The sequence below is a fragment of the Pseudomonas sp. MYb118 genome (assembly GCF_040947875.1).
Taxonomy (GTDB): domain Bacteria; phylum Pseudomonadota; class Gammaproteobacteria; order Pseudomonadales; family Pseudomonadaceae; genus Aquipseudomonas.
The window spans coordinates 787,504-813,052 of sequence record NZ_JBFRXN010000003.1; the positions used below are offsets into that span (position 1 = coordinate 787,504).

Below are 25,549 nucleotides of genomic sequence, written 5' to 3' on the forward strand. Positions count from 1 at the left end.
CGTTGAAAAGGATTCTCACGTCATGCCTGTTGTCAGTCGTCCTTGTGGTGAGCGCGTGTTAACACTCGCCATCCGTACCGCCATGCTGAATTTCGTTCTGGTCGCAGGAAGCGCCAACGCCTGGGCCGCCAGCCCCGAGCAACAAGACGTTGCCGCCGATCAGACCGCCAGCAGCACGGCTGGGCCATCGACGGATGACCGCGCCCCGGCGCTGGAACTGGGCACCACCAACATCAACGCCCGCTACAACACCGCGACCGCATTGCCGGAAACCTTTGCCGGTGGCCAGGTGGCGCGCGGTGCGCGCTTGGGCATGATGGGTAACAAGGACGTGATGGACACGCCGTTCAGTGTTTCCAGTTACACCGCCAAGACCCTGGCCGACCTGCAAACGGTGACCGTCGCCGATGCGCTGGAGCGCGATCCTTCGGTGCGCTCGACCGGGCAGATGGGCGGCATCGTCGATTCGTTTTTCATCCGCGGTTTCCCGGTCGGCGAAGGCAACCTGGGTGAATTGGCGTTCGACGGGGTGTATGGCGTGGCGCCCAATTACCGGGTGTTCACCGACTACGCCGAACGGGTCGAAGTGCTCAAGGGGCCGGGCGCGCTGATGTATGGCATTTCACCGAACAGCGGTGTCGGTGGTGTGATCAACATCGTGCCCAAGCGGCCACTGGAGGAGGACCTGACCCGCTTCACCGCCAGTTACGCGTCAGACTCCCAGGTCGGTGGTCACCTGGATGTCAGCCGGCGCTTCGGTGACGAAAACCAGTTTGGCGTGCGTTTCAACGGTAATCTTCAAGGTGGCGACACCGCTGTCGACCACCAGCAGCGCGACGTCGGCATTGGTGCCATTGCCCTTGATTACCGAGGTGAGCGGTTGCGCCTGAACCTGGATTTCATCAGTCAGAAGGAAAGTTTTGAGGCGGCTTCGCGGCCGTTCACCATCGCGCCGGGCGTCGAAGTGCCCGGCGCACCGAACGGTCGCACCAACCTGCCGCAGGACTGGGGCTGGTCGGACACCAAGGAGCAATCAGCGTTGCTCGGTGGCGAATATGACCTGAGCGATTCGCTCACCGTGTTTGCCCATGCCGGCGGCGGCAGGTCCGACGTCAAGCGGATGTCCGACCAGGTGCCGCGCATCCTCAACGCGGCCGGCGACACCAGCAACATTCCCGGGTACTACAAATTCAACGTCGATCGCTCCACCGCGGATGTCGGGATGCGCGGCGTCTTCGCTACAGGGCCGATCACCCACACCACGACGGTGATGGCGACCAAGTACCAGGACGAGTTGTCCCGCGGGATCAACAACGGCACCGAAATCCGTTCGAACATTTACCACCCGGTGGATGTGCCCAAGCAGTACATCAATTCGCCGAAGGTGTTGCGTATTTCCGAATCGGAACTGTCCGGCGTCGCGTTGACCGACACCATGTCCATCCTCGATGACCGCTTCCAGTTGACCCTGGGCGTGCGTCGCCAGGACATCGAATCTCGCAACTACAGTGCCACCGGGGCGGTCAGCTCCAAATACGATGACAGCGCCACGACGCCGCTGGTGGGTGTGGTGTTCAAGCCCTGGGAAGACGTTTCGCTATACTACAACTACGTCGAAGGCTTGAGCAAGGGCGACATCGCCCCCGGCACCGCGGCCAACGCCGGGGAAACCTTCGCTCCTTACGAGTCCAAGCAGCACGAGATTGGTGTCAAGTACGAGCACGGCACCTTCATGACGACCCTGGCGCTGTTCCAGATCGAGAAACCCAGCGGCGAAGTCGGTGCCGGCAACGTGTTTTCCGTGCAGGCCGAACAACGCAACCGGGGTGTCGAGTTGAGCATGTTCGGTGAAGTCGCGCCGGGCACGCGCCTGATGGGCGGCGTGACGCTGCTTGATGGCGAGTTGACCGACTCGGCCACGGCCGCCAACCGGGGCAACAAGCCGGTCGGTGTGCCGGATGTGCAGGCCAACCTCTGGGCCGAATGGGACACCCCGTGGCTTCAGGGCTTCACGCTCACCGGTGGGGCCATTTACACCGACAGCCAGTACGTGAACCAGGCGAACACCCAGGAGCTGGATTCGTGGACACGCTTCGACGCGGGCGCGCGTTATGCGACCAAGATCGAAGGTCGGCCGACGACATTCCGTGCCACCGTGCAGAACGTGTTCGATCGTGAGTACTGGTCGGGTGTCGCGTCATACGGCGCGTTCTCGCCGGGTTATCCGCGGACCTTGCAGTTGTCGGCCACGGTCGATTTCTAAGCGAGGCGGGGCAGGTGCGACGCTGGGGTCGACACCTGCCCTTATCATTCAGGGATGAGGTTACGCATGTCGATAAATCGGGCTTTTACCTCTGATCTTTGCGTTGCGAAGGCGAAGCAACCGGGTTCAGCATCCGATCGTGGTGTGAACGGTCACATCCGTGAACTGCTGCGCTTGCATGGCCTGCGCACCAGTCTTTTTCGCCTTGAGGTGATCAAGACGTTGATCGAGGCTGAACGAGAGGGACGTTTCATCGGCACAAGCGGAGTGCATGCGCGTTTGTGCTCGGGTGAGATTTCCATCGTCAGTGTGCGAGAAGTGCTCAGGCGCCTGGCTGAAGAGGGTGTGATCATTTTTCAGGCCGGCAGAACCTGTTGCTTCACGGCAAAGGCCCAGGACAGCTTGAAGCCCTATCTTGACCGAGACATTGCAATGCCCCGTCCTTGACCCATCGCGGGGTATCAGACGACCTGCGTCATCATTAACGACCATCGCGAGCAAGCCCGCTCCCACAGGTCCCGGTTTCAATGAACAACACCGAACCCTGTAGGAGCGAGCTTGCTCGCGATGGTGGCCCAGACACCGCTGAACATCAGACGATCCGCGTCATCGTTAACGACCATCGCGGGCAAGCTCGCTCCCACAGGTCCCGGTTTCAATGAACAACACCGAACCCTGTAGGAGCGAGCTTGCTCGCGATGGTGGCCCAGACACCGCTGGGCATCAGACAGCCCACGTCATCGTTAACGACCATCGCAGGCAAGCCCGCTCCCACAAGTCCCGGTTTCAATGAGCAACACCGAACCCTGTAGGAGCGAGCTTGCTCGCGATGGTGGCCCAGACACCGCTGGCCATCAGACCACCCGCGTCATCGTTGACCACCATCGCGAGCAGGCTCGCTCCCACAGGGATTAGGCAGGGCAGGGTTTAGAAATCCACGGTCGCCGACAATTTCAGCGTACGCGGCTCACCCTGGGTCAGGTAGTTGTTGGCCGTCGAAGCCGAGGACCAGTACGCCTTGTTCGCCACGTTCTCGACGTTGGCGCGCAGGGTGATGTACTTGTCGTCCGCCTTGAAACCATACCGTGCACCCAGGTCCACGCGAGTCCAGGCCGGGATGTTCAAGGTGTTGGCCGCGTTGACGTACTCGCCTCCGGTGCGCAACAGGCGACCGCTCAGCGCTGCGCCCTGAATGCCCGGCACATCCCAATCCGCGCCCAGGTTGTACTGGAAGCGCGGCACGCCGGCGGCACGGTTGCCGTCGTTGACGCCGTTGGAGGTCTTCTTCTGCTCGGTGTCCATCCAAGTCGCCCCGGCCAGCAAGCGCAGGCCGTCCAGCGGTTCGCCGAACACGTTCAACTCCACACCCTTGTTGATTTGCTCACCATCGACGCTGAAGGTCGGCAGGCGGTTGCCGACCAGCGTCGATGTCGAGCTGTTGGGCATCTCGATGCGGTACACACCCAGCGTCGCGCCGAAGCTGTCCCAGTCAAGCTTGACGCCAGCTTCGGTCTGCTTGGTGCGGTTGGGTGCGAAGGGTTGGCTCGGGTTAGTTACACCGCTGGCTGGTGCCGTCGGGCCTTGCTGCAAGCCTTCAATGCGGTTGGCGTAAAACGACACGTGCTCCCACGGTTTGATCACCAGCCCGTAAACCGGAGTGGTGATCGACTTATCGTAGCTTGGGTTACGTTTACCACTGGTGGTGTTCCAGGAATCCACTTCGATGGTCTGACGACGTACGCCCAGCGTCAGCAGCACGCGGTCGTCGATGAAGCCCAGGGTATCGGAGACCGCGGCACTCTTGATGCGGTTCTTGCCGACGATGCGCGGGTCATGCAGATCGCTGCCGAAATAGGTGTTGGTCGGGCGTGGCACCTGCACCGGGTTGTACAGGTTGCCATTGGGTCGGTTGAGTGCCGTGATCGACTCGAACGCCGAGCGCTGTTCACCCCAGGTGCCGGACAGGCCGAAATTCATCTGGTGAGTGACCGGGCCGGTGGCAAAGTGGCCGTTCAAGCCGGCGATTGCGCTCTTGTTGTCTTCGTCATGGGGCGGGTAGAGGAAGCCAACCTTGGCGCTGCCATCATTGCCCACATAGAGCGAAGAATACACGCCGTTTTCCCGGGTATGCTTGGCGCCGCCGCCGACGTAGGCCGTCCAGTTATCGTTGAGATCGTACTCGGCGTTGACCATGCCGTAGGTGTCTTCCAGCTCCGACCAACTCCAGTCCTGGGCGTAGTTGTCTTTGGCCGAAGGCACGCGCGGGACCTTGGTGCCGTTGGGATAGACCACGGCGCGACCGTTATTGATGCGCTCTTTCTGGTAGCCCAGGTCCGTGGAAATGCGCAGGCGATCACCGCGATAGTCCAGGCCCACGGCGATCAGTTGCGAGCTTTTCGACTCATTATCAATCGCCGTATCGCCACCGTGCCTGGCCAGGTTCACCCGTGCGCCGAAGCGGTTGTCTTCACCGAAGCGCTGACCCAGGTCGATGTGCCCGCCAACCTGATTGTCACTGGCGTAATCGAGGGTCACGCTGCGGGTCGGGGTGTCCTGGGCGCGCTTGGGCACCAGGTTGACGCTGCCGCCAATGCCGCTGCCGCCGGGCGCCACACCATTGATGAAGGCGTTCGGGCCCTTGAACAGCTCAACGCGCTCCAGCGCTTCGGTGGTGATGATTTGCCGTGGCAGCACGCCGTACAGGCCGTTATAGGAAATGTCGTCGGTGGTCAGCGGCAGGCCGCGAATGGTGAACACCTGGGAAAAGTTGCCGAAACCGGCGGACTGGCGCACCGACGCATCGTTGAGCAGCACATCGCCGACGGTCCGCGCCTGCTGGTCCTGGATGGTCTTGGCGGTGTAGCTGACCACGCTGAACGGCACGTCATTGATGCTGCGATTGCCCAGCACGCCCAGGCGCGCGGTCTTGGCCACCTGGCCGCCGGAGTAGACCTCGGCGTCCTGGGCGATGCCGTTGACCGTGGTGGCGCCCAGTTCCAGCGCCGAGCCGTTATCCACCTGCGGCGCCACGGTGTAGCTGTCGGCGCCGGTGTTGATCAACGAGAAACCGCTGCCCTGCAACAGTTGGGCGAAACCGGACTGCACGCTGTAGTTGCCTTGCAGGCCGGCGCTTTGCTGGTTATTGAGCGTGCTGGTGTCAAAGGACAGCAGCACGCCCGATTGCGCGGCGAACTGCGCCAACACACTGGCCAGGGAGCCGGGCGCAATGGCGTAGTTGCGGGTGGCCTCGGTCTGGGCGGCGTCGGCGGCCAATGCGCTGTGCATCGGCGCCATGGCGCTCAGGGCGATGGCCAGGCTCAGCAGGTTCAGGGGGAGGCGGGCAGGGCGGATTCTGGAACGCGACAGCGGTGAACTGGAAGTCATGGGGCATGCCTGTGGATGCGTAGATTAATGAAAATTCCTCTACACACCGAACGAGCGCGGAAAAGGTATCACCGAATCCAAAAATAATTTTCACCACCCTTTAAATGTGGGAGCGAGCCTGCTCGCGATGGGGGCAGGGACACCGCTGGGCGTCAGGCAGACAACGTTATCGTTGAAGATCATCGCGAGCAGGCTCGCTCCCACATTGATATGAGAATCATTACCACTTATCATCGCGCCTTCTTTTGGGGGGCGAGTTGTGAGTGATGATCGTCTAGGGCTGCTTTACGCAGAGCACAACCGCTGGCTGACGGGCTGGCTGTATCGCCGCCTGGGCTGTAACAGCCAGGCCGCCGACCTGGCACAGGACACCTTCCTGCGCATCCTCACGTCCCAACGCAAGACCGGTGAGCGCCTGGTCCTGGATCGCCCGCGGGCGTACCTGGCGACCGTCGGCCAGCGCCTGGTCTGCGATTTTTTCCGTCGCCAGTCACTGGAACGCGCCTACCTGGACATGCTCGCAACCATGCCGGAAGCCTTCGTCCTGTCGCCGGAAGAGCAATGGCAGATGCGCGAAACCCTGCTGCAGCTCGACGCCTTGCTCGATCGCATGAAGCCGGTGGTGCGCTCGGTGTTCCTGCTGGCCCAGATCGACGGCCTGAGCTACGCGCAAATCGCCCGGGAACTGGGGATCGGCGAACGGTCGGTCAAGCGCCACATGGCCAGCGCCTTTGAAGCCTGCATCCTCAACGACGTGACGCTGTGATGCACGCGCAAGCCCCGATCAGTCGTGAAATCGCCCGTCAGGCCGCCCAGTGGCTGGTGCTGATGCACGAGCAGCCGCTCAGCGCCACCCAACAGCAAGCCTGTGCGCGCTGGCGGCAAACCGACCCGGAGCACGAGCGCGCCTGGCAGCGTGTGGTCCACGTGCAGCAACAACTCGGCGGCCTGCCACCAGGCATCGCCATCGGCACACTGAACCGCCAGCGGCGTCAGGCGCTCAAGGCATTACTGGTACTGGCAGCCATCACACCGGCCGGTTACCTCGGTTACCGCATCAGCGCACAACAGGGCTGGATGGCCGACTTCCATACCGCCCTGGGCGAACGTCGACAAATGACACTCGCCGACGGCACGGTGCTCAACCTTAATACCGATACTGCCGTCGACGTCAGCTACGACGACAGCCAACGAATGATCCGCCTGATCCGCGGCGAGATCCTGGTGACCACCGCGCCGGATCCTGCCGGCCGGCCGATGCGAGTGACAAGCGCACAGGGGCTCATGGAGCCCTTGGGCACCCGTTTCAGCGTTCGCCAGTTCGATGGCACCACCCAATTGGCCGTGTTGCAGGGCAGGGTGCGCGCCACGCCTGTGCACGCGACGGCGCAGATCGTCGAGGCCGGCGAACAACGCTCGTTCAGCGACACCTCATTCGGGCCGTTACGCATGACCAGCGCACTGAACGCGTCCTGGACCCAAGGGCAACTGGCGGTCGACAACATGCCGCTGCGCGATTTCTGCGAGGAATTGACCCGTTACCGTCCCGGCCGGCTGCGCTGTGACGACACTGCCGCCGACCTGCGCATCAGCGGCGGCTTCCAACTGGATGACACCGACGCGATCCTGGCGGCGCTGCCCAACACACTGCCGGTCAACGTGGCTTATCGAACCCGCTATTGGGTCACGGTGAGCAAGGCTTGAAAATTTTTGGCCCGTTTTTTCAAGGCGTCCGTCCTTAGTAGTAATCGGTCATCTCCTAAGGACACCTCGCTCCATGGCTCATCCTCGTTTCCCGCGCACAGCATTGAGCTGCGCGCTCGCCGTATCCCTGTTGACGCTGGCCCTGGCTGCCCAGCCGCAAGCTGCCCACGCAGACCAAGCCACCCATCATTACAGCGTCCAGCCCACCAGCCTGAGCCAGGCCTTGACCGGTTTCAGCGCCCAGGCCGGCATCACCGTGCAGTTCACCCCGGCCATGGTCCAGGGCTTGAATTCCAAGGGCGTCGAGGGTGACTACAGCGTAGAGCAGGGGTTCGCCGTGCTGTTGGCCGGTTCCGGGTTGCAAGCGGTGAAACTCTCGGAACGGATTTACGGACTGGTGCAAGTCAGCCCCGACTCGGCAGGTTCAATGACACTGCCGGACATCAATATCAATGGCCAACGCGCAGCAGACGGTTCGGAAGCGGCGGGGTACGTGTCTGAAAACATCAGCAACGTCGGCGCCCTGGGCGGCATGAAGCTGCAGGACACGCCGTACTCCATGAGCGTGGTGCCCCAGGCCCTGCTCAAAAACATGCTGGCGACCTCCACCGACGATGTACTCAAGCGCAATCCGTTCACCCAGCTGTACTCGCCCAAGAGTGCCGGTTACGCCAGCGCCGTGACCATCCGTGGTTTCGGCAGCTCCGCCAGCCTGAACATCGCCAACGATGGCCTGCGTTTCAGCACCCTGGCCGATGCCGGCAACTTCATCGAAGACACCGAGCAGCTGGAAGTGGTGACCGGGCTCACCGGTTTCCTCTACGGCCCGGCGTCCCCGGGCGGTCTGGTCAACTACGTGCTCAAGCGCCCGACCTATCAGCGCTACAACAGCGTCACGCTTGGCAATGCCGGCGGCGAGAACTACTACCTGCACGGCGATTTCGGCGGCCCGATCGACAGCGAAGGTAAATTCGCCTACCGCCTCAACCTGCTGACCCAGGACGGCGAGACCGCCATCGACCTGCAAAAGCGCCGTCGGCAGATGATCAGCCTGGCCCTGGACTGGAACGTCAGCGACGACCTGCAAATCCAGTTCGACGCCTCGCACAAGGAAAGCCAGACCCGCGGCCTGACCAGCTACTGGTACTTCGCCAACCAGGCCTATCGCCCAAGCGCTTCCTCGCTGGACACCGACAAGCTGTACAGCCAGAAATGGGCCTTCGCCGACAACGAAACCGACAAGGCCGGCGTGCGCGCCAAGTGGCGCCTGAACGACACCTTCAGCCTGCGCGCAGCGTTCGCGGCGCAGCAATACACCCAGGAATACACCTACACCGGCCCACAAGTGGATGCGCCTGGCCGCTACACGCAACCGCTTTACGCCTTTGCGCCGCTCGATACCCAGGAGTATTCCGGCTACCTGTTCCTCGATTCACAGTTCGCCACCGGCCCGATCGACCACAAGGTGACCCTGGGTTACCAGGGCAACACCGCGCGCAGCCTGATGTACGAGGACCATATCCCGTCGCAACAATACGTCTCGGTGACCGGCCCGGCCATTCCCCTCGATGATCAACCGCAGGTCAGCAAGCCAGGCTACTCGGTCGGCCACGGTGCCCGGCACATCTCCAGCACCACCGACACCCACAACCTGTTGATCGGCGACATCATTACCTTCAACGAACAGTGGTCGACGATCCTCGGCGCCACCCATACCCAGATCAAGGCGTACAACAACGACTTCGTCTATTCAGCCGTTGCCCGCAAGACCGAGTACGACAAGAGCACCACCTCGCCGAGCGTGTCGCTGATCTACAAACCCGTGCCCTGGCTGACCACCTACGCCACCTATATCGAAGGCCTGCAAAGCGGCGGCGTCGCCCCGGCACGCGCCATCAACGCCGGCACGGCATTGGCACCGCAGATCAGCGAGCAGTACGAAATCGGCGCCAAGGCCACCCTCGGCGACACGCTGGTCACACTGGCGCTGTTCAACATCGACAAACCCAATGCCTACACCAACAACGCCCGGGTATTCGTCCAGGACGGGCGCCAGGAGAACAAGGGCCTGGAATTCAGCGTCACCGGCAAGGTCACCTCGCAGCTGACCCTGGTCAGCGGCTTCACCTTGCTCGATCCGGAAGTGAAGAAGGGCGCAACCGCCGCCAACGACGGCAATGCGCCGATCAACGTGGCCAAACAACTGGCCAAGGTCTACGCCGAATACGATATCGCCTCGGCACCGGGTTTTGCCGTCACTGGCGGGGCGTTCTACACCGGCAAGCAATACACCGACGAGGCGAACAACTACGAGTTGCCGTCGTTCACCACCTATGACGCAGGTGCCCGCTACCGTCTGCCTATGGGTGAAAACACCCTGACGCTGCGGATGAACGTGAGCAACCTGACTGACAAGAAGTACTGGCTCAACAGCAGCTACCTGGGAGACCCGCGCACGGTGGCGTTCTCGGCGCAGTTGGAGTTCTAAACAGTCAGAACCGCCAGGTCGCGCCGCCCCCGATGATGTGCAGCGCGGCATTCTTGTAGGTGCCCGACAAGGTGGTGCCCGAGCGCGACTTGGTCTGGTCGACGTCCATGTCACCCAGCCAGACCAGGGTGTACGCGGCGTGCACGTCCAGGCCTTCGTCGACCTGGTAATTCACCCCGGTCGCCACACGCCAGGCTTCACCCATGGGGTTATCGACCGTGCGGTCCTTGTCATCGACGGCCGAGCTGTCGTAGCCCAGGCCGACGCTCCAGCGCCATTGTTTGGTGGCTTGATACTGGGCACCCACCGAGGCGTGCCAGGTGTCCTTGTACTTGCGGTCGGCGGTGCGGCTGACATCGGCGGCGCCGGCGTCGACTTCTACGCCGATGTCGCCAAACTCACTCCAGTCCTGCCAACCGAGGCTGCCGAGCAATTTCCATTGCGGGTCGAGGTCGTGGGCGATGCTGAGCAACACGGTTTGCGGCACCGACATATCCAGCTCCAGCGAATCGACGTCCAGGCGGCGCAGCGCGGCGTTGATGATCGGGTTGTCGACCTTGCGCACGCTGGGGCTGTCCTTGAATTCCAGGTCGATCTTGCTGGTGTACGCCAGGCCGATCTGCGTGCGCTCGCTCACGCGGTAGAGCAGGCCGAGGTTGATGCCGGCGCCGACGTCGGTGTCCTTGTATTCGAGCTGGCCATCGGGGCTGTCGCGCAGGCCGAGCAGATTGTTGTTGATCGCCGTTTCGTTGCGGTAATAGGCGTACATGATGCGCGGGCCGATGCCGACAGACAGATCATCGGTGAACTTGTGCGCCAGGGTGGGCTGAAACGACACACCAATGATCGCCGCCTCCTGGTTGAAGTAGCGCCCGGCCCAGTCGTCGTCATAATCCAGGGCCAGGCCGAAGTTGCCATACATGCCAAAGCCGATGGCCGAGCGTTCGTCGATCTGATGGCTGACGAACAAACTGGCACCCGGCAGGTATTGCAGGGCATTGCCACCTTCGTTGCCGTCAAACTGGTTGTTGCTGTCGCGGGAGAAACGCATGTCACCGAGGATCACCTGGGCGTTGGCACTGATCTGCGTGCCCTTGAGTTCGGTGAGCCCGGCGGGGTTGCTCATCAGCACGCTGGGGTCGGTGGCCAACGAAGCGGCCCCGGCGTTGGCCAGACCGTTGCCTTCCTGGCCAGCCTCGTAGATCAGGATGCCGCCGGCCCAGGCGTTGCCGGTCAGCAGGCCCAGGCCGAGCGCCAGGGAAGATGCATGGAGTTGGCGAACGTAGTGGCGTGTGTGCATGACGCGTCCTCTGCGAAACCATCAACCCATCGACTGTCTGGAAACACGGCCACACGCCAGGCAAAGCACGGTGGCCGTGGCGCGGGTTACTTCTTCAATTGCTGGTAGGACTTGACCATGTCTTGCGCCCAGACATCGAGCACCGCCTTGAAGTCCTTGGCCTGCAGCACCTGATCGGAATTTTCGAGGTCCGCACCGGCGCCTTTGCGCACCACTTGCGCCACCAGTTTATTGTTGCTGCCATCGAGGAACGCCGCTTCGGTGGCGAGGCTGGTGTCCTGGTCGCGAATACCGGTGGCGGCACTGACGCCGGCGGCGACCAGCGCGATCGGAATCACTTCATACGGGGCCAGCCCCTTGGTCTTGGCGCTGGCCGCGGTGATGGCGGGGCGCACCACCAACACTCCCGGGCCAGGACCGGTGGCCAGGGGCAGGGCCTTGACGAAGGCATTCTTCAAGGTCTGGTCGTAATAGGTCGTGATGCCGTTAAGCGTGCTCTGCGGGATTTTCTCGGTGGGTTGCGGCTTGGGGTACAACTGGCTCGGTTCGACGTAGACGCTGGTGAATTTGCGGACATCCACCTTCGGATCGATCCAGCGCATCACGTCGGCACCCGAAGGCGATTTCTCTTCCTTCAGGTTGCTGTAGTCCTTGAGAAACCCGGAGTACTGCGCGGGGTCGACATACTTGCTGGCGCAACCGGAAAGCGCCAGGGACAACACACACAACGGTACAGCCAGTGCTTTTAATTGCATGGGAACGCTCCATTGTCGAAACCTGGGTAAAGCCGACCTTGGGCAGCATCGGCGGACACCGCCCAAGGCCGGCCTGACTCGAACCGTTACGGCGTGACGATGTTGAACCAGAAGTCGAAGTCATCCATGTAGGACACCAGCTCTTCGAGCTTGCCCTGCGTGCCATCGACCTTGATGTCGCCTTTGGCCAGCGCATCCTTCAGGGTGGTTTCCTTCAGCACGATCTTGTTCAGGGTGTCGCGGGTCAGGGTCACTTTGCCGTCGGCTTCCTTGGCTTCCACGCCTTCGGTGTGGTTGAGCACGCCGTTCTCCATTTCCACCGCATACTTCTGGTTCAGATCGGTGAAGTCGAAGTTCAGCGACAAGCGCTTGCCATCGGCTTTCGGACCGTTGAGGCGCATGGCCAGGAAGTCGAAGAACAGGTCCAGGTCCATCGCCCGCACCGTGTCGGGGCTGGCGGTGTCCGGGGTCGGCAGTTTTCTCACGCCATCGCGCAGTTCCTGTGCGCCGGTGAGGTAGAAGTTGCGCCAAGGGCCGCTTTCGGCTTGATAGCCCATTTGCTCGAGCGCATCGGCTTGCAGATTCTTCGCCGCCTGATTGTTCGGGTTGGCAAACACCACATGGTTGACCACTTCGGCGACCCAACGGAATTCGCCTTTGTCCATGTACTCTTTGGCTTTTTTCAGCACGGCGTCTTCGCCGCCCATCATTTCCACGTAATGCTTGGCGCCTTCTTCCGGTGGCAGTTCATTGAGCGTGGCCGGGTTACCGGTGAACCAGCCCATGTACAAGACGTAGGTGGCCTTGACGTTGTGATTAACCGAGCCGTAGTAGCCGCGGTTGGAGAACTTGTTGGCGATCTCCTTGGGCAGTTTGAACTGCTCGGCGATCTCCACCATGGTGTAACCCTTGTTGATCATGCGCAGGGTTTCATCGTTGATGTAGCGGTACATGTCGCGCTGCGAAGACAGTTGCTCACGCACTTCCTTGTTGCCCCAGACCGGCCAGTGGTGCATGGCATACATCACCTGGACATCGTCACCCCACAATTTCAGCGCCTCATTGAGGTACTTGGACCATGGCAGCGGCTCGCGGATCTTCGCGCCGCGCAATGAGTAGGTGTTGTGTAGCGTGTGAGTGGAGTCTTCGGCGGTGTTGAGGGCTTTTTTCTCCTTGATGTAGTAGAGCATTTCCGCTGGTGCTTCACTGCCCGGCGCGTACAGGAACTGGTAGGTCAGGCCGTCGATGATGTGGGTTTCACCGGTGGTCTTGATGATGTCCGTCGGCGGGATCAACGTCACCGTACCGGCTGACGTGGTGGTGCCCAGGCCTGCGCCCAACTGACCAGTTGCCGAAGGTGGCAGCAGGTTGCCGTACATGTAGCTGGCGCGACGGCTCATGGCGGTGCCGGCCATGACGTTTTCCGCCACCGCGTGCTCGACGAAGCCCAGCGGCGCATACACCTTGACCTTGCCAGCCTTGACGTCGTCTTCGTTGATCACGCCGCGTACGCCGCCGTAATGGTCAACGTGGCTGTGGGTGTAAATCACCGCCACCACCGGTTTTTTCGGCCGATGCTGGTAATAGAGGTCGAGGGCAGCCTTGGCGGTTTCAGTCGAAATCAGCGGATCGAAGATGGTGATGCCGTCCTTGCCTTCGACGATGGTCATGTTCGACAGGTCGTAATTGCGCACCTGGTAGATGCCTTCGGTGACTTCAAAAAGCCCGGAAATGTTGATCAGTTGCGACTGACGCCACAGGCTCGGGTTGGTGGTGTCCGGCGCGGCTTCGCCTTCCTTGATGAACGCATACTTGGCCGGGTCCCAGATCACATTACCCGAGGCTCCCTTGATGACTGCGGAGGGCAGGGGAGCAATGAAACCCTTGTGCGCGAGCTCAAAGGACGTCTTGTCGTCGAACGGCAGCTCCTTGAGCAGCGCGTTATTCGCCGATTTGGTGGCGTCCGATGCGGGTTTGGCTTTTTCCGCCTCGGCGGCGATGGCCTGGGTGGCTATCGCCACGGCCATCACCAACGAGCAAATCCCGCCTGCCACCTTCAGGATTTTCGATTTACGGGTTGGGAAAGTTTGTGCTGTCGAAGTCATTTCCAAAGCCATCTTTCACGCTCCTTCATAGTCGGAAATGCGCTAGAGCAAAAGCGCTAATACCAAGCTCAGGTAACGGTAGACGTGTTTAAGAATCAGTCTAAAAAATACCGCTACAGAACTATGAAGATGGCTAATAGTTAGGTGGATAACGACATCAGAAAAATCGAAAATCCTAGATAGATATTGTTCGGTGGGCGTTGACGAAAAGAATGGAAAATCTGCACAAATACAATCGTTTGATTCTGCTTGTACGACCTTTATACAAACTGGAAACCGTGGTGAAAGTTTTGGTCGCCATCGACTCGTGAAACCCCGCATGCCCCGGCCAGCATGGCCCGGTGAGGCGACGAGCGGTACTTAGCCGATGTAGATAACAGTAAATTTGGACGCTGGAATTGATTGCACTTCGCCAGCAGTGACAACTTCCAGGGAGGTCGGCCTATGTATAACGAGACTCGAGTTTTTGAACGTACGGATTAATCAACGCTGGCTGGGGATACTGACTAGTCAATCTCATCACAAGCATTCGAACCGTACTGAGGTTGCTGAGCCTGACGAATTAGTGTTTAACGCTTGGCGGGACTCCCAGTAACTGTTCGTGCAATATGCGACTGAGCGTGTTGTGCGCCAATGTCCAGACGTTTTCAACGGATGCGGTGTACAGATCATGTCGATGCCTTTAGCTGGAGGATCCCGAGGAAGAGACACGAGTGCCCGTGGAAAACTGATTCATGGGACCGACACGGAAGGGTCGATTTGGTCGATTGAGCTTGGAGCGAGGTAGGAGATGATCCAGGTGAGTCATTACTTAAACATCCTGTTTAACATAATATACATTACACGTAACAACGTATTACCAAATCCCCCGGTTACCCACGGCTTTTCACACAGCAAATCACCGCTCCAACCTCAATCCTCAGTCATCCGTTCAATCAACCCTCGATGCTGCACAAACGCCTCAATCAACGTTTCCCTGTCACCCATCTGCATATCCGCAAAATCAAAACCCGGTGTGACCGCTTCACTGATCAAACCGAATCCTGCCGAACCCTCCATCAACAGCGAAGCCTTCCACACGCCACCCGGCACATGCAGCTGCAAACATTCGCCAGCCATCACGTTGTTGCCCATCACCACAGTCTTCAATGTGCCGTCCGCCAATATCAGGCTGTACTCGATGGCGTCGCCCAGTTGGTAGTAATGCACGATGTCGGATTTGTTCAGATGAAAACGTCCGATCGGCGATTCGGCAGTCAGCAGGTAAAAAATCGACGTCATTGCGTAGCGTGATCCGCCCGCGGTTTCGACCAGGGGCTGTTGGTCGGCCTGGAATGTTCGTCTGTAGTAACCACCTTCAACGTGCGGTTCCAGGTTCAGCGCCGCGATGACGTCTTCACTGTTTGGCTGCATGGACGACTCCCGTCGTAATGATGGCTCAGAGCTATACACCATAGCGCTTCAATTAGTTTATTCAATAAAACCGGCATGCCCGGTTTGAGGCTGGCAAGTCTGCAAGCCGTCTATGCTCCTTTGAACTCAATCCACTGGCATACACGCATGCACCTGACGCGACCGGGCCGATTGCTTTTGCTGGGTGTGCTGGGCCTGACTGGCTGCGTGCGCCTGGGGCCGGATTTTCAGTCGCCGAAACAGCCGTGGATTGATCAGTGGAAGTCCCCTGCCCTTGAACATTCCAGCCAGCGCGCCAGCGATCCGGATTTGCAGCGTTGGTGGCAGGTGTTCGGCGACCCGGTGCTGGATCGCTTGATTGCCGACGCCGATGCCAACAATTCGGACCTGAAGATCGCCGGCCTGCGGGTGATGGAAGCCCGGGCGCAGTTGGGTATTGCCTTGAGTGGGCGTTATCCGCAGGTGCAGCAGGCCAGTGCCGACAGCCTCTACGTCAACCGCCGGCAATTCGGCGGTAATAACCCGCAGGACGCGCATTTCTGGCAGTACAGCGCCGGTTTCGACGTGGGCTGGGAGCTGGATTTCTGGGGGCGTTTCAGTCGGGCCATCGAGTCGGCGGACGCCAGTTATTTCGCCGCGCAGGCCAACTATGAAGACGTGCTGGTGCTGCTGCGGGCCCAGGTGGCGGACACCTATTTCTCCCTGCGCACCACCGAGGCGCGTTTGCGGGTGGCGCAGGCCAACGCCAAGCAACAGAAGCGCAATTTCGAGATCACCGAGAAGCTGTTCACCAGTGGCCAGCAGGCCGAACTCGATTTGCAGCAAGCCCGGACTCAGTACCTGGGCACCTTGAGCACCATCCCCAACTTCGAGGACCAGGTGCTGCGCCTGCGCAATGCCTTGGCGGCGTTGATCGGGCAGCCACCAGGGGCTTTGCCGCAGTTGCTGGAGAACCAGGGGCTGATACCGCTGGTGGATCGTGCCGTGTTGCAGGATGTGCCGGCCAATCTGTTGCTGCGCCGGCCCGATGTGCGCGCCGCTGAATTGAATGTCGCGGCGCAGTCGGCGTTGATTGGTGTCGCCGAGACCGATTTCTACCCGTCACTGACCTTGCTCGGCAGCATCGTCTGGTCCGCCGATACGCTCAATGGCACCTCGCGCAACCTGGATTTTGTCGGTGGGCCGAGCCTGCGCTGGAACCTGTTCGACCACGGCCAGATCAGCAACAACGTGCGGGTCCAGGATGCGCGCCTGCAACAACTGATCGAGGCCTATCGCGACAAGGTACGCCAGGCCGCCCGCGAGGCCGATGATGCCGCCAGCGGCTTGATCAAGTCCCTGGAGCGCGAACGCATCCTGCGTGAAGCCGAGGTCGCGGCGAAACGCTCGCTGGTGCTGGCCGACGCGCAATACCTGGAGGGTTACTCGGACTTCCAGAGGGTGCTGGACGCCCAGCGCGCCTTGCTCGAGCAACAGGACAATTACCTGGTCAGCCGCAGCAACGCGGTCAGCAACGTGATTGCCCTGTACAAGGCCCTGGGCGGTGGCTGGTACAGCCCGCAGCCGAAGGTCGACGCGGCGACCCGCGAGCAAATGGAGCAACGCACGGACTGGGGTGATCTGCTGGCAGAACCCAGGCCTGCCCACGTGAAAAAGGTCGAGTCCCATGAGTGAAGCGCTACCCCCCTCCCCCAAACCCGCCAAGGCAGCGGCGGATCCGGCAAAAAAAGGCATCCGCTGGGTGTTGCTGGTGATCCTGCTGAGCCTGGCCTGGTACCTGGCGGCGGACCGCGTCACGCCCTACACGCAGCAGGCGCGGGTCGGGGCTTTTGTGATTCCGGTGGCGGCTGAGGTGGCAGGCCGGGTGGTGCGCGTGAACGTACGCAACAACCAGGACGTCAAGGCCGGTGACCTGCTGTTCGAAGTGGATCCGCAGCCGTACCAGATCGCCGTCGACCGCGCCCGTGCCGACCTCGAATCGACGCGCCGGCAGATCGGCGCCAGCACCGCCGGCATCGCCTCGGCGCAAGCCAATTTGCGCGCAGCCCAGGCCAACGAACTCAAGGCGCGCCAGGACAACCAGCGCCTGGAAGGCTTGCATCGCAACGACCCCGGGACGATTTCCGTGCGCCTGCTGGAAGTGTCCCGCGCCAATCGCGAACAGGCGGTCAGCCAGGTCGCCGCCGCCCGCGCCGAAGTGCAGCGCGCCCAGGAACAGGAAGGCGGCAGCGCGGAGGACAACGCCCTCTTGCGCAGCGCCGCCACGGCCTTGTCGAAAGCCGAACTGGACCTGGCCAACACGCAGATCCGGGCGCGCTCGGCGGGCTTGATCACCGACCTGCGCACCGACGCCGGGCAGTTCGCGGCGGTGGGCAGCCCGGTCATGACCCTGATCGCCATCCATGACATGTGGATCAGTGCCGACATGACCGAGAACAACCTGGGGCGAATCAAGCTCGATACGCCGGTGTCGATCGTGCTCGATGCGCTGCCGGGCCAGGTGTTCGACGGGCGGGTGCGCAGCATTGGCTATGGGGTCAGTGTCGGCCAACCCACCCAGCCCGGTAGCCTGCCCACGGTGCAGAACAGCCGCGACTGGCTGCGTCCGGCCCAGCGTTTTCCAGTGATCATCGAGTTTTCCGCAGAGGCCGAGGCGCGCCTGCGTGACAGCCGTGCGGTGCGCGCCGGCGGCCAGGCGGAAGTCATGGCGTTTCCGTCCGAAGGCAGCCTGTTGAACCCGTTGGGTCGGCTGTTCTTCGCGCTGATGAGCTGGCTGTCGTATGCCTACTGAGCGCTCGCCACGGGTCCAGCGCGCCCTGCGCCTGGCGACGGGCACGGCGTTGTGCCTAGCGGCGAGTTTTGGCCTGGCGTTGCCGATTCCGTTCCTCGCGCCGGTGCTGGCACTGGTGCTGCTGGCCAGCGTCAATCGCCCGTTGCCGCTCAAGGCCGGCCTGGTGTTGGCACTCGCCGCCCTGTTGACCACCGGTGTCGGCCTGCTGTTGATCCCGGTGCTGCGTTATTACCCGGTCAACGGCGTGTTGCTGGTGGGCGTCTGCCTGTTCCTGTTGTTTGGTTATGGTCTGCGCGGCGGCAACAACCTGATCGTGACCTTCCTGGTGATCGGCCTGACCATGATTCCCGCCGCCGGCGTCGCCGATTTCGACCTGGCGGCAACGATCATCGGCGCGCTGGTCAAGGGTTTGCTGCTGGTGGTGCTGATCGTCGCCGTCAGCCACTGGCTGTTTCCCGACCCGCCCAACGCGCCCTCCCCACCCTTTGCCCCGCCGCTGCCGCCTGAGGAAACCGGGCGGGTGGCGCTGCGGGCGACGTTGATCGTGCTGCCGACCTTCCTGTTGGTGCTGGTGGACCCGGCAAGCTACCTGCCGATCATCCTCAAGGCCGTGAGCCTGGGCCAGCAAAGCTCCACCACCGCCCGCCACGCCGGGCGCGAACTGGTGGGCTCGACGTTATTGGGCGGTGTACTGGCCGTACTGTTCTGGTGCGCGCTCAGCCTGTTCGTGCATCTGTGGATGTTCTTTCTGTGGATGCTGCTGTTCGGGCTGGTCCTGGCGCGCAAGCTCTACGCCCTGAGCCCGAGCCGTTTCAGCCCGGGCTTCTGGCTCAACACCTTCATCACCCTGATCATCCTGCTCGGCCAGTCGGTGCAGGACAGCGCGGCAGGCAAGGACGTCTATACCGCGTTCGCGATCCGCATGGGCCTGTTCCTGCTGGTGACGTTATATGCGTGCCTGATGGTGCGCCTGCTGGACCGTCGAGCCACGCGCCCCGCTCACGGATTGACCTGATAGCCCTTGCCTTGCAGGCAACTGCTGTAGGCCGTCGCACTGGCCGCTTCATTGCTGTTGCGCTGGGCACGACGCTCCTGGCGCTGGCGTGAACCACCGACTACCGCGCCCGCCGCGGCCGTCTGTTTGGCGCGGTCCTGGCGGTAATCCTGTTTGCGATCGTCATCGACACGATCATAGATCTCGTCATGCTGGTTGCCACGAATCTGCGCCGCCGTCGCCCCGGCCGCAGCACCGGCCGCCGCCCCTTTGAGCCGGCCGCCGGAAGGTGTCGAAGTGGTGGTTTGACCGGCCGCGATGTTCTGGCACTCAGCCATGTCGGACTGGGTCTGCTGCGAACTCTGGCCCTTCATCGGCACCACGGACTGGGCCGCTGCCTGGGTGGCGACCAGCGAGAGCGCGACACACAGGCCAAGGGAAGACAATCTGCACATGATGACCTCCGGGCATTGGGGAGCCATCAAGAGTTTAGATCAGCGCGTCCGCCCTCTCTCGACAGGTGACTGACGGCCATTGGCGCGCTTGAGGGTTTCGCTCGGCAGTTCCCGGAACAGCGCGTGATAGCTGCTGGAAAAGCGCCCCAGGTGCCAGAACGACCACTGCATCGCCACCTCGGCCACCGTGGTTTGCAGCGGCGAACTGCTGAGCAATTGACGGTGGGCGCTGTTGAGGCGGCGCAGGCGCAGCCAGTGGGTCGGGGTCATGCCGGTGTAGGCCTTGAACGCGTGTTGCAACTGGCGCAGTGACACGCCCGCGACCTGGGAGAGTTCCAGCAGGTTGAGGGTTTCTTCCGGGGAATCCGCCGCCCATTCGCCCACACGTTTCATCACCGCACGCTCTTCGGTACGACGCTGCAAGCCGCCACGATCCAGGCAGATGCACGCGTTATCGAGGATGTACAGGCAGTCTTCGAGCAACTGCTGGGTCAGGGCTTCGCGGCTTGGCGGGTCGATGGTCTGCGCCAGTCGGGTCAGGGTCCCGCTCAGCCAGCGACTGAACAGCGCGTTCTGCCCGGAATTCAGTGGCGCCATGAACAACCCTTCCAGCCGGGCGACGTTCAAGCCATGACGCTGAACAAATTCCGGGCCGAACACCACGGCGATTTCCTGGTAGTTCTCCGGGGTGATCCAGATGTTGCGGCTTTCTTCATTGAGCACGTACAGCGCGTCATCGCTGCGATCGAAACAGAACGCCAGGGCGCCTTCCGGCGCACCGAAATTCTGCTCGACCCGGGTGTTCATGTGTTCTTCGTAGATTTCCACGCCTTGCAGGTCGAGGTAACGCACCCGCCCGGCGAAATGCCCTGGCGACATCTGCTGGTAATGCTGGACCCAGCCCGGTGTGGCGCGGATCTGCTCGGCTACGTCGGTGGTGTCGAACGCCTGGACCTGTAACGAATTGCACGCTGTCATGGGTGACCTTTCGCACTCTTTTGGTGCGTTTTGGTGCTGCTGAAAGTGGATAGATGGAACCTCGGGGCTCGACCAAGATAGTCGTCAACGCGTCTCAGGGGAAGTGTGCGGCGGATGAAACCGGCCTCCCCGGCGTTAATAAAACCAACAACGAGGTCTTTATGAATGTCCCTTTCGATCAGCTGCTGACGTGGCTGAAAGATCACAAGATTACCGAAGTCGAGTGTGTCGTCAGCGACCTGACCGGCATTGCACGCGGCAAGATTGCACCGACCAACAAGTTCCTGCATGAGCGAGGCATGCGCCTGCCGGAAAGTGTGCTTTTGCAAACGGTAACCGGGGACTTCGTCGTCGACGACATCTACTACGACCTGCTCGACCCGGCCGACATCGACATGGTCTGCAAGCCGGTGTCCGATGCCGTGTACGTGGTGCCGTGGGCCATCGAACCGACCGCCATCGTGATCCACGACACCTTCGACAAGTTCGGCAACCCCATCGAGCTGTCGCCGCGCAACGTGCTGAAGAAAGTCTTGCAGCTGTACACCGACAAGGGTTGGAAGCCGATTGTCGCGCCGGAAATGGAGTTCTACCTGACCCAGCGCTGCGAAGACCCGGACTTGCCGCTCAAGGCGCCGCTGGGCCGTTCGGGCCGCGCGGAAAGTGGCCGGCAGTCGTTTTCCATCGACGCCGCCAACGAATTCGACCCGCTGTTCGAGGACGTCTACGACTGGTGCGAACTGCAAGGCCTGGACCTCGACACGCTGATCCACGAAGACGGCCCGGCGCAGATGGAGATCAACTTCCGTCACGGCGACGCCCTGGACCTGGCAGACCAGATCACCGTGTTCAAGCGCACCATGCGTGAAGCGGCGCTCAAGCACAACGTCGCGGCGACCTTCATGGCCAAGCCGATTGGCGACGAGCCCGGCAGCGCCATGCACATTCACCAGAGCGTGGTGGACATCGCCAGCGGCAAGCCGATTTTCGCCAATGAAGACGGGCAGATGAGCGAGCTGTTCCTGCACTACATCGGCGGTTTGCAGAAGTACATCCCGAAAGTGCTGCCGATGTTCGCCCCCAACGTCAACTCGTTCCGCCGCTTCCTGCCGGACACCTCGGCACCGGTGAACGTCGAATGGGGCGAGGAAAACCGCACCGTGGGCCTGCGCGTGCCGACCTCCAGCCCGGAAGCCATGCGCGTGGAAAACCGCCTGCCCGGCGCCGACGCCAACCCGTACCTGGCGATTGCCGCCAGCCTGTTGTGCGGCTACATCGGCATGGTCGAGGGCATTACGCCAAGCGCGGCGGTCCAGGGCCGGGCCTATGAGCGGCGCAACCTGCGGCTGCCGATCACCATCGAGGAAGCGTTGACCCAGATGGAAGAATGCACGGCCATCGAGCGCTACTTGGGCAGCAAGTTCGTGCGCGGCTATGTCGCGGTCAAGCGCGCCGAGCATGAGAACTTCAAGCGGGTGATCAGCTCGTGGGAGCGGGAGTTTTTGCTGCTGAGCGTCTGATATCTGCGGTGTCTGCTATCGCGAGCAGGCTCGCTCCCACAGTTCTGGATTTGTGAACACCTGACCATTGTGGGAGCGAGCCTGCTCGCGAAGCGGCCGCCAGAACAACAAACAATCACCTGAAGAACTCCAAAAAATCCAAGAGGTGTCGAAATGCGTCTACTCAAATCCCTGGTCCCCACCGCCCTGGTCGTGCTCTGCAGTACCCTGGCCCACGCCGAACCCACCGTCAGCGTCTACAACTGGACCGATTACATCGGCGAAACCACCCTCGCCGACTTCCAGGCGAAAACCGGGATCAAGGTGATCTACGACGTCTTCGATTCCAACGAAACCCTGGAAGGCAAGCTGCTCGCCGGCCGTACCGGCTATGACGTGGTCGTGCCGTCCAACCACTTCCTCGGTCGCCAGGTCAAAGCCGGTGCGTTCCTCAAGCTGGATCGCGAACAGCTGCCAAACTTCAAGAACCTCGACCCGAAACTGCTGAAATTGCTGGAACAGAACGATCCGGGCAACCAGCACTCCGTGCCGTACCTGTGGGGCACCAACGGCATCGGCTACAACGTCGACAAGGTCAAGCAGGTGCTGGGCGTCGACCACATCGACTCCTGGGCCGTGCTGTTCGAACCGGAAAACATCAAGAAGCTCAGCCAGTGCGGCGTGTCGATGATGGACTCGCCGGATGAAGTGTTCCCGGCCATCCTCAACTACATGGGCATGGACCCGCGCAGCGAGAAGGCCGACGACTACAAGAAAGCCGAAGCCAAGCTGTTGAGCATTCGCCCGTACGTCACCTACTTCCACTCCTCCAAATACGTGTCGGACCTGGCCAACGGCGATATCTGCGTGGCCTTCGGTTACTCCGGCGACGTGTTCCAGGCCGCCAACCGCGCCAAGGAAGCCAAGAACGGCGTGAATATCGCCTACGCGATCCCCAAGGAAGGCAGTAACCTGTGGTTCGACCTGCTGGCCATTCCCGCCGACGCCAGCAACGCCAAGGAGGCCCACGCCTTCATCAACTATCTGCTCGACCCGCAGGTGATCGCCAAGGTCAGCGCCTACGTCGGTTACGCCAACCCGAACCCGGCAGCCAAGCAGTACATGGACGCCGAGCTGGTGAACAATCCCGAGGTCTACCCGCCCCAGGAAGTGCTCGACAAGCTGTACATCTCCACCACCCCGCCCCAGGCGATCATGCGCTTGATGACCCGTTCCTGGAGCAAAGTGAAGTCGAACAAATGAATCAGTACACCCAAGAACATGCCCGCTCCTACTATGCCGCTTCGGCCAACGGGCTGGCACCCTTGCCTGCCCTGTCCGGCGACCTGACGGCGGATGTCTGCGTGATCGGCGGTGGGTTCACCGGGGTCAACACCGCCATCGAACTGGCGCAGCGCGGGCTTTCGGTGATCCTGCTGGAGGCCCGGCGCATTGGTTGGGGCGCCAGCGGGCGCAATGGCGGGCAGTTGATTCGCGGTATTGGCCATGACGTCAGTGGCTTTGCCAAGCATGTCGGCGTTGAAGGCGTGCGTTACATGGAACGCGCCGGGGTCGAGTCGGTGGAATTGGTGGGCCAGCGCATCCGTGAACACGGCATCGACTGCGACCTGCGCTGGGGGTTTTGCGAACTGGCCAACACGGCGGCGCAGTTCGCTGCGTTCAAGGATGAGCAGCAGCATTTGCTGGAAAGTGGTTACGCCCATGAAACTCGCCTCGTTCCGCCCGAGCAGATCCGCGAACAAGTGGTGAACTCCGGGGTGTACGCCGGCGGGCTGATCGACATGGGCTCCGGGCATTTGCACCCGCTGAACCTGGTACTGGGCGAAGCGCACGTGGCGCAAGGCCTTGGCGTGCGGATTTTCGAGCAGAGCGAGGTTTTGGAGCTGATCCATGGCAGCACGGTGCAGGTCCGTTGCGCTGCGGGTACGGTGCGTGCGGGTAGCCTGGTGCTGGCGTGTAATGCGCACCTGGATGAACTGGAGCCCAAACTCAGTGGCAAGGTGCTGCCGGCGGGAAGCTACATCATTGCCACCGAGCCGTTGGCGGCCGATGTAGCGGCCAGCCTGATTCCGCAGAACCTGGCGTTGTGCGACCAGAAAGTCGGTCTGGATTACTACCGGCTCTCGGCTGACCGGCGTCTGTTGTTCGGGGGTGCCTGCCATTACTCCGGGCGCGATCCGGCGGACATCACTGCCTACATGCGCCCGCAGATGCTCAAGGTGTTTCCGCAATTGGCGAATATGCGTATCGACTACCAATGGGGCGGCAAGATCGGCATCACCGCCAACCGCTTCCCCCAGGTCGGCCGCTTGCGCCAGCAGCCGAACGTGTTCTACGCCCAGGGCTATTCCGGCCACGGCCTGAACGTCACGCACTGGTGCGCGAAATTGCTGGGTGAAGTGATTCACGCGGGGCAAAGCCAGGGTTTCGACGTCTTCAGCGCCGTCCCGCACATGACCTTCCCCGGCGGCCCAATGCTGCGCTCGCCGCTGCTGGCCCTCGGTATGCTCTGGTACAAAATGCGCGAAGCCTTCGGCTGATCCCCTCCCGCGTCATCGTTGACGACCATCGCGAGCAAGCTCGCTCCTACAGGGACCCCGCCAAACCTGTGGGAGCGAGCCTGCTCGCGATAACGACCCAGACAACGCAGACATCCAGGCAGACTTTCGCGCGGGATGTCGGATTTAACGCGTGATCGGGCCCAACACCGGGAAACGTCCGACACCTTTTTAAGGTTGCCGGTCAGAAACCCAAAGTTTAGCGTGGTGCCTTCCTTCAGCGACGGCCTCTCACCATGAACGACCTGTGCGAAATCCCCGCCCGGCAGTCAGGGCAACCAAGACAAGATTCAACATCACGAATAGACTGGCGGGCACCCATTCTGGAGATTTCCATGTGCCCCCAACGCCCTACATTTGATCCATCGCTCGATACCGAGGAACAGGTGGCCAGCTATGACCGCTGGTTCCGTGCAAAGGTCCAGTCCTCCATTGACGATCCGCGCCCGAGTATCCCGCACGATCAGGTAATGGCCGAAATCCGCGCACTCATCGAGTCCAAACGTAACAGGAGCGATGCGGATTAAATGGCGGCCCGAAGCGCGGGCTGGATTACTGGAAATACTCGACTACATCAGCGAGCACGATATCACCGCATCCAGCAAGCTGAGCCAAACCATCGACACTGCTATCTCCGCACTGTCACAACACCCTTTTCTGTATCGACCCGGCCGGGTATCCGGCACCCGTGAAATCGTTGTGCATCCCAATTACCTGGTGGTTTACCGCGTGACGGACCGGATAGATATCCTCAACATCCTGCACGCCAGACGTGAATACCCCTGAACGAATACGCCCCATTGCGCCTTTCGATTTGCTCAATCGCAAGGCACTTCTATAT

Annotated in this window: 20 protein-coding genes; 13 read left to right on the top strand and 7 right to left on the bottom strand. The window is 61.4% G+C overall.

Annotation, left to right across the window (positions count from 1 at the left end; genetic code table 11):
* Positions 1–22 precede the first annotated feature (22 nt).
* Both ABVN20_RS24935 and ABVN20_RS24940 read left to right on the top strand, forming a co-directional pair.
* Entirely contained in the window at positions 23–2,263 is a 2,241-nt protein-coding gene (locus ABVN20_RS24935) for a TonB-dependent receptor (protein ID WP_368558419.1), read from the top strand.
* A 66-nt stretch (positions 2,264–2,329) separates the two neighbouring features.
* The gene (locus ABVN20_RS24940; RefSeq protein ID WP_368558420.1) at positions 2,330–2,710 is read left to right on the top strand and encodes a fe2+ zn2+ uptake regulation protein; all 381 of its coding nucleotides are present in this window, start codon (positions 2,330–2,332) and stop codon (positions 2,708–2,710) included.
* Between the two features lie 480 nt (positions 2,711–3,190).
* Here ABVN20_RS24940 and ABVN20_RS24945 read toward each other — a convergent pair whose 3' ends face one another.
* Positions 3,191–5,647, bottom strand: coding sequence for a TonB-dependent siderophore receptor (locus ABVN20_RS24945; RefSeq protein ID WP_368558421.1), 2,457 nt, complete (start codon positions 5,645–5,647; stop codon positions 3,191–3,193).
* A 259-nt stretch (positions 5,648–5,906) separates the two neighbouring features.
* Here ABVN20_RS24945 and ABVN20_RS24950 point away from each other — a divergent pair, with 259 nt between their 5' ends.
* The 3 genes from ABVN20_RS24950 (at position 5,907) to ABVN20_RS24960 (ending at position 9,839) form a co-directional block, all read left to right on the top strand.
* Positions 5,907–6,413, top strand: coding sequence for a sigma-70 family RNA polymerase sigma factor (locus tag ABVN20_RS24950; RefSeq protein ID WP_368558422.1), 507 nt, complete (start codon positions 5,907–5,909; stop codon positions 6,411–6,413).
* Positions 6,413–7,351 carry a FecR domain-containing protein gene (locus ABVN20_RS24955; protein ID WP_368558423.1) on the top strand — a complete coding sequence of 313 codons (939 nt, stop codon included), beginning with the start codon at positions 6,413–6,415 and terminating at the stop codon, positions 7,349–7,351. The genes ABVN20_RS24950 and ABVN20_RS24955 overlap by 1 nt, the downstream gene beginning before the upstream one ends.
* 73 nt (positions 7,352–7,424) lie before the next feature.
* The gene (locus tag ABVN20_RS24960) at positions 7,425–9,839 is read left to right on the top strand and encodes a TonB-dependent siderophore receptor (protein WP_368558424.1); all 2,415 of its coding nucleotides are present in this window, start codon (positions 7,425–7,427) and stop codon (positions 9,837–9,839) included.
* A 4-nt stretch (positions 9,840–9,843) separates the two neighbouring features.
* Here ABVN20_RS24960 and ABVN20_RS24965 read toward each other — a convergent pair whose 3' ends face one another.
* The 4 genes from ABVN20_RS24965 to ABVN20_RS24980 form a co-directional block, all read right to left on the bottom strand.
* Positions 9,844–11,139: an OmpP1/FadL family transporter gene (locus ABVN20_RS24965; RefSeq protein WP_368558425.1), complete on the bottom strand. Its 1,296-nt coding sequence runs from the start codon at positions 11,137–11,139 to the stop codon at positions 9,844–9,846.
* Positions 11,140–11,225: 86 nt separating this feature from the next.
* Positions 11,226–11,894 (bottom strand): DUF3313 domain-containing protein, encoded by a 669-nt coding sequence (locus ABVN20_RS24970; protein ID WP_368558427.1) that lies wholly within the window; start codon positions 11,892–11,894, stop codon positions 11,226–11,228.
* An 86-nt stretch (positions 11,895–11,980) separates the two neighbouring features.
* Positions 11,981–14,011, bottom strand: coding sequence for an alkyl/aryl-sulfatase (locus ABVN20_RS24975; RefSeq protein ID WP_368558428.1), 2,031 nt, complete (start codon positions 14,009–14,011; stop codon positions 11,981–11,983).
* A gap of 900 nt (positions 14,012–14,911) precedes the next feature.
* Positions 14,912–15,412 (bottom strand): cupin domain-containing protein, encoded by a 501-nt coding sequence (locus tag ABVN20_RS24980; protein ID WP_368558429.1) that lies wholly within the window; start codon positions 15,410–15,412, stop codon positions 14,912–14,914.
* A 147-nt stretch (positions 15,413–15,559) separates the two neighbouring features.
* On the opposite strand from ABVN20_RS24980, the gene ABVN20_RS24985 reads away from it, so the two are divergent.
* The 3 genes from ABVN20_RS24985 to ABVN20_RS24995 are packed head-to-tail and all read left to right on the top strand — an operon-like array spanning position 15,560 to position 19,218.
* Positions 15,560–17,086 (top strand): efflux transporter outer membrane subunit, encoded by a 1,527-nt coding sequence (locus tag ABVN20_RS24985; protein ID WP_368558431.1) that lies wholly within the window; start codon positions 15,560–15,562, stop codon positions 17,084–17,086.
* Positions 17,079–18,203, top strand: a complete 1,125-nt coding sequence (locus ABVN20_RS24990) for an HlyD family secretion protein (RefSeq protein ID WP_368558432.1) — start codon at positions 17,079–17,081, stop codon at positions 18,201–18,203. The genes ABVN20_RS24985 and ABVN20_RS24990 overlap by 8 nt, the downstream gene beginning before the upstream one ends.
* Positions 18,193–19,218: a DUF2955 domain-containing protein gene (locus tag ABVN20_RS24995; RefSeq protein ID WP_368558433.1), complete on the top strand. Its 1,026-nt coding sequence runs from the start codon at positions 18,193–18,195 to the stop codon at positions 19,216–19,218. Before ABVN20_RS24990 ends, ABVN20_RS24995 begins: the two co-directional genes overlap by 11 nt.
* Here ABVN20_RS24995 and ABVN20_RS25000 read toward each other — a convergent pair.
* Positions 19,203–19,652 carry a hypothetical protein gene (locus ABVN20_RS25000; protein ID WP_368558434.1) on the bottom strand — a complete coding sequence of 150 codons (450 nt, stop codon included), beginning with the start codon at positions 19,650–19,652 and terminating at the stop codon, positions 19,203–19,205. The two genes, ABVN20_RS24995 and ABVN20_RS25000, sit on opposite strands and share 16 nt — an antisense overlap.
* Positions 19,653–19,691: 39 nt before the next feature.
* Entirely contained in the window at positions 19,692–20,630 is a 939-nt protein-coding gene (locus tag ABVN20_RS25005; protein ID WP_368558435.1) for a helix-turn-helix domain-containing protein, read from the bottom strand.
* Positions 20,631–20,791: 161 nt separating this feature from the next.
* Here ABVN20_RS25005 and ABVN20_RS25010 point away from each other — a divergent pair, with 161 nt between their 5' ends.
* The 5 genes from ABVN20_RS25010 (at position 20,792) to ABVN20_RS25030 (ending at position 25,494) form a co-directional block, all read left to right on the top strand.
* Positions 20,792–22,150: a glutamine synthetase family protein gene (locus ABVN20_RS25010; protein ID WP_368558436.1), complete on the top strand. Its 1,359-nt coding sequence runs from the start codon at positions 20,792–20,794 to the stop codon at positions 22,148–22,150.
* Between the two features lie 153 nt (positions 22,151–22,303).
* The gene (locus tag ABVN20_RS25015; protein ID WP_368558437.1) at positions 22,304–23,392 is read left to right on the top strand and encodes a polyamine ABC transporter substrate-binding protein; all 1,089 of its coding nucleotides are present in this window, start codon (positions 22,304–22,306) and stop codon (positions 23,390–23,392) included.
* Entirely contained in the window at positions 23,389–24,690 is a 1,302-nt protein-coding gene (locus ABVN20_RS25020) for an NAD(P)/FAD-dependent oxidoreductase (protein WP_368558438.1), read from the top strand. Before ABVN20_RS25015 ends, ABVN20_RS25020 begins: the two co-directional genes overlap by 4 nt.
* A 353-nt stretch (positions 24,691–25,043) precedes the next feature.
* A complete protein-coding gene (locus tag ABVN20_RS25025; protein ID WP_368558715.1) occupies positions 25,044–25,235 on the top strand; it encodes an antitoxin in 192 nt (63 codons plus the stop codon).
* Positions 25,225–25,494 carry a type II toxin-antitoxin system RelE/ParE family toxin gene (locus tag ABVN20_RS25030; RefSeq protein ID WP_368558439.1) on the top strand — a complete coding sequence of 90 codons (270 nt, stop codon included), beginning with the start codon at positions 25,225–25,227 and terminating at the stop codon, positions 25,492–25,494. Before ABVN20_RS25025 ends, ABVN20_RS25030 begins: the two co-directional genes overlap by 11 nt.
* Positions 25,495–25,549: the final 55 nt, after the last annotated feature.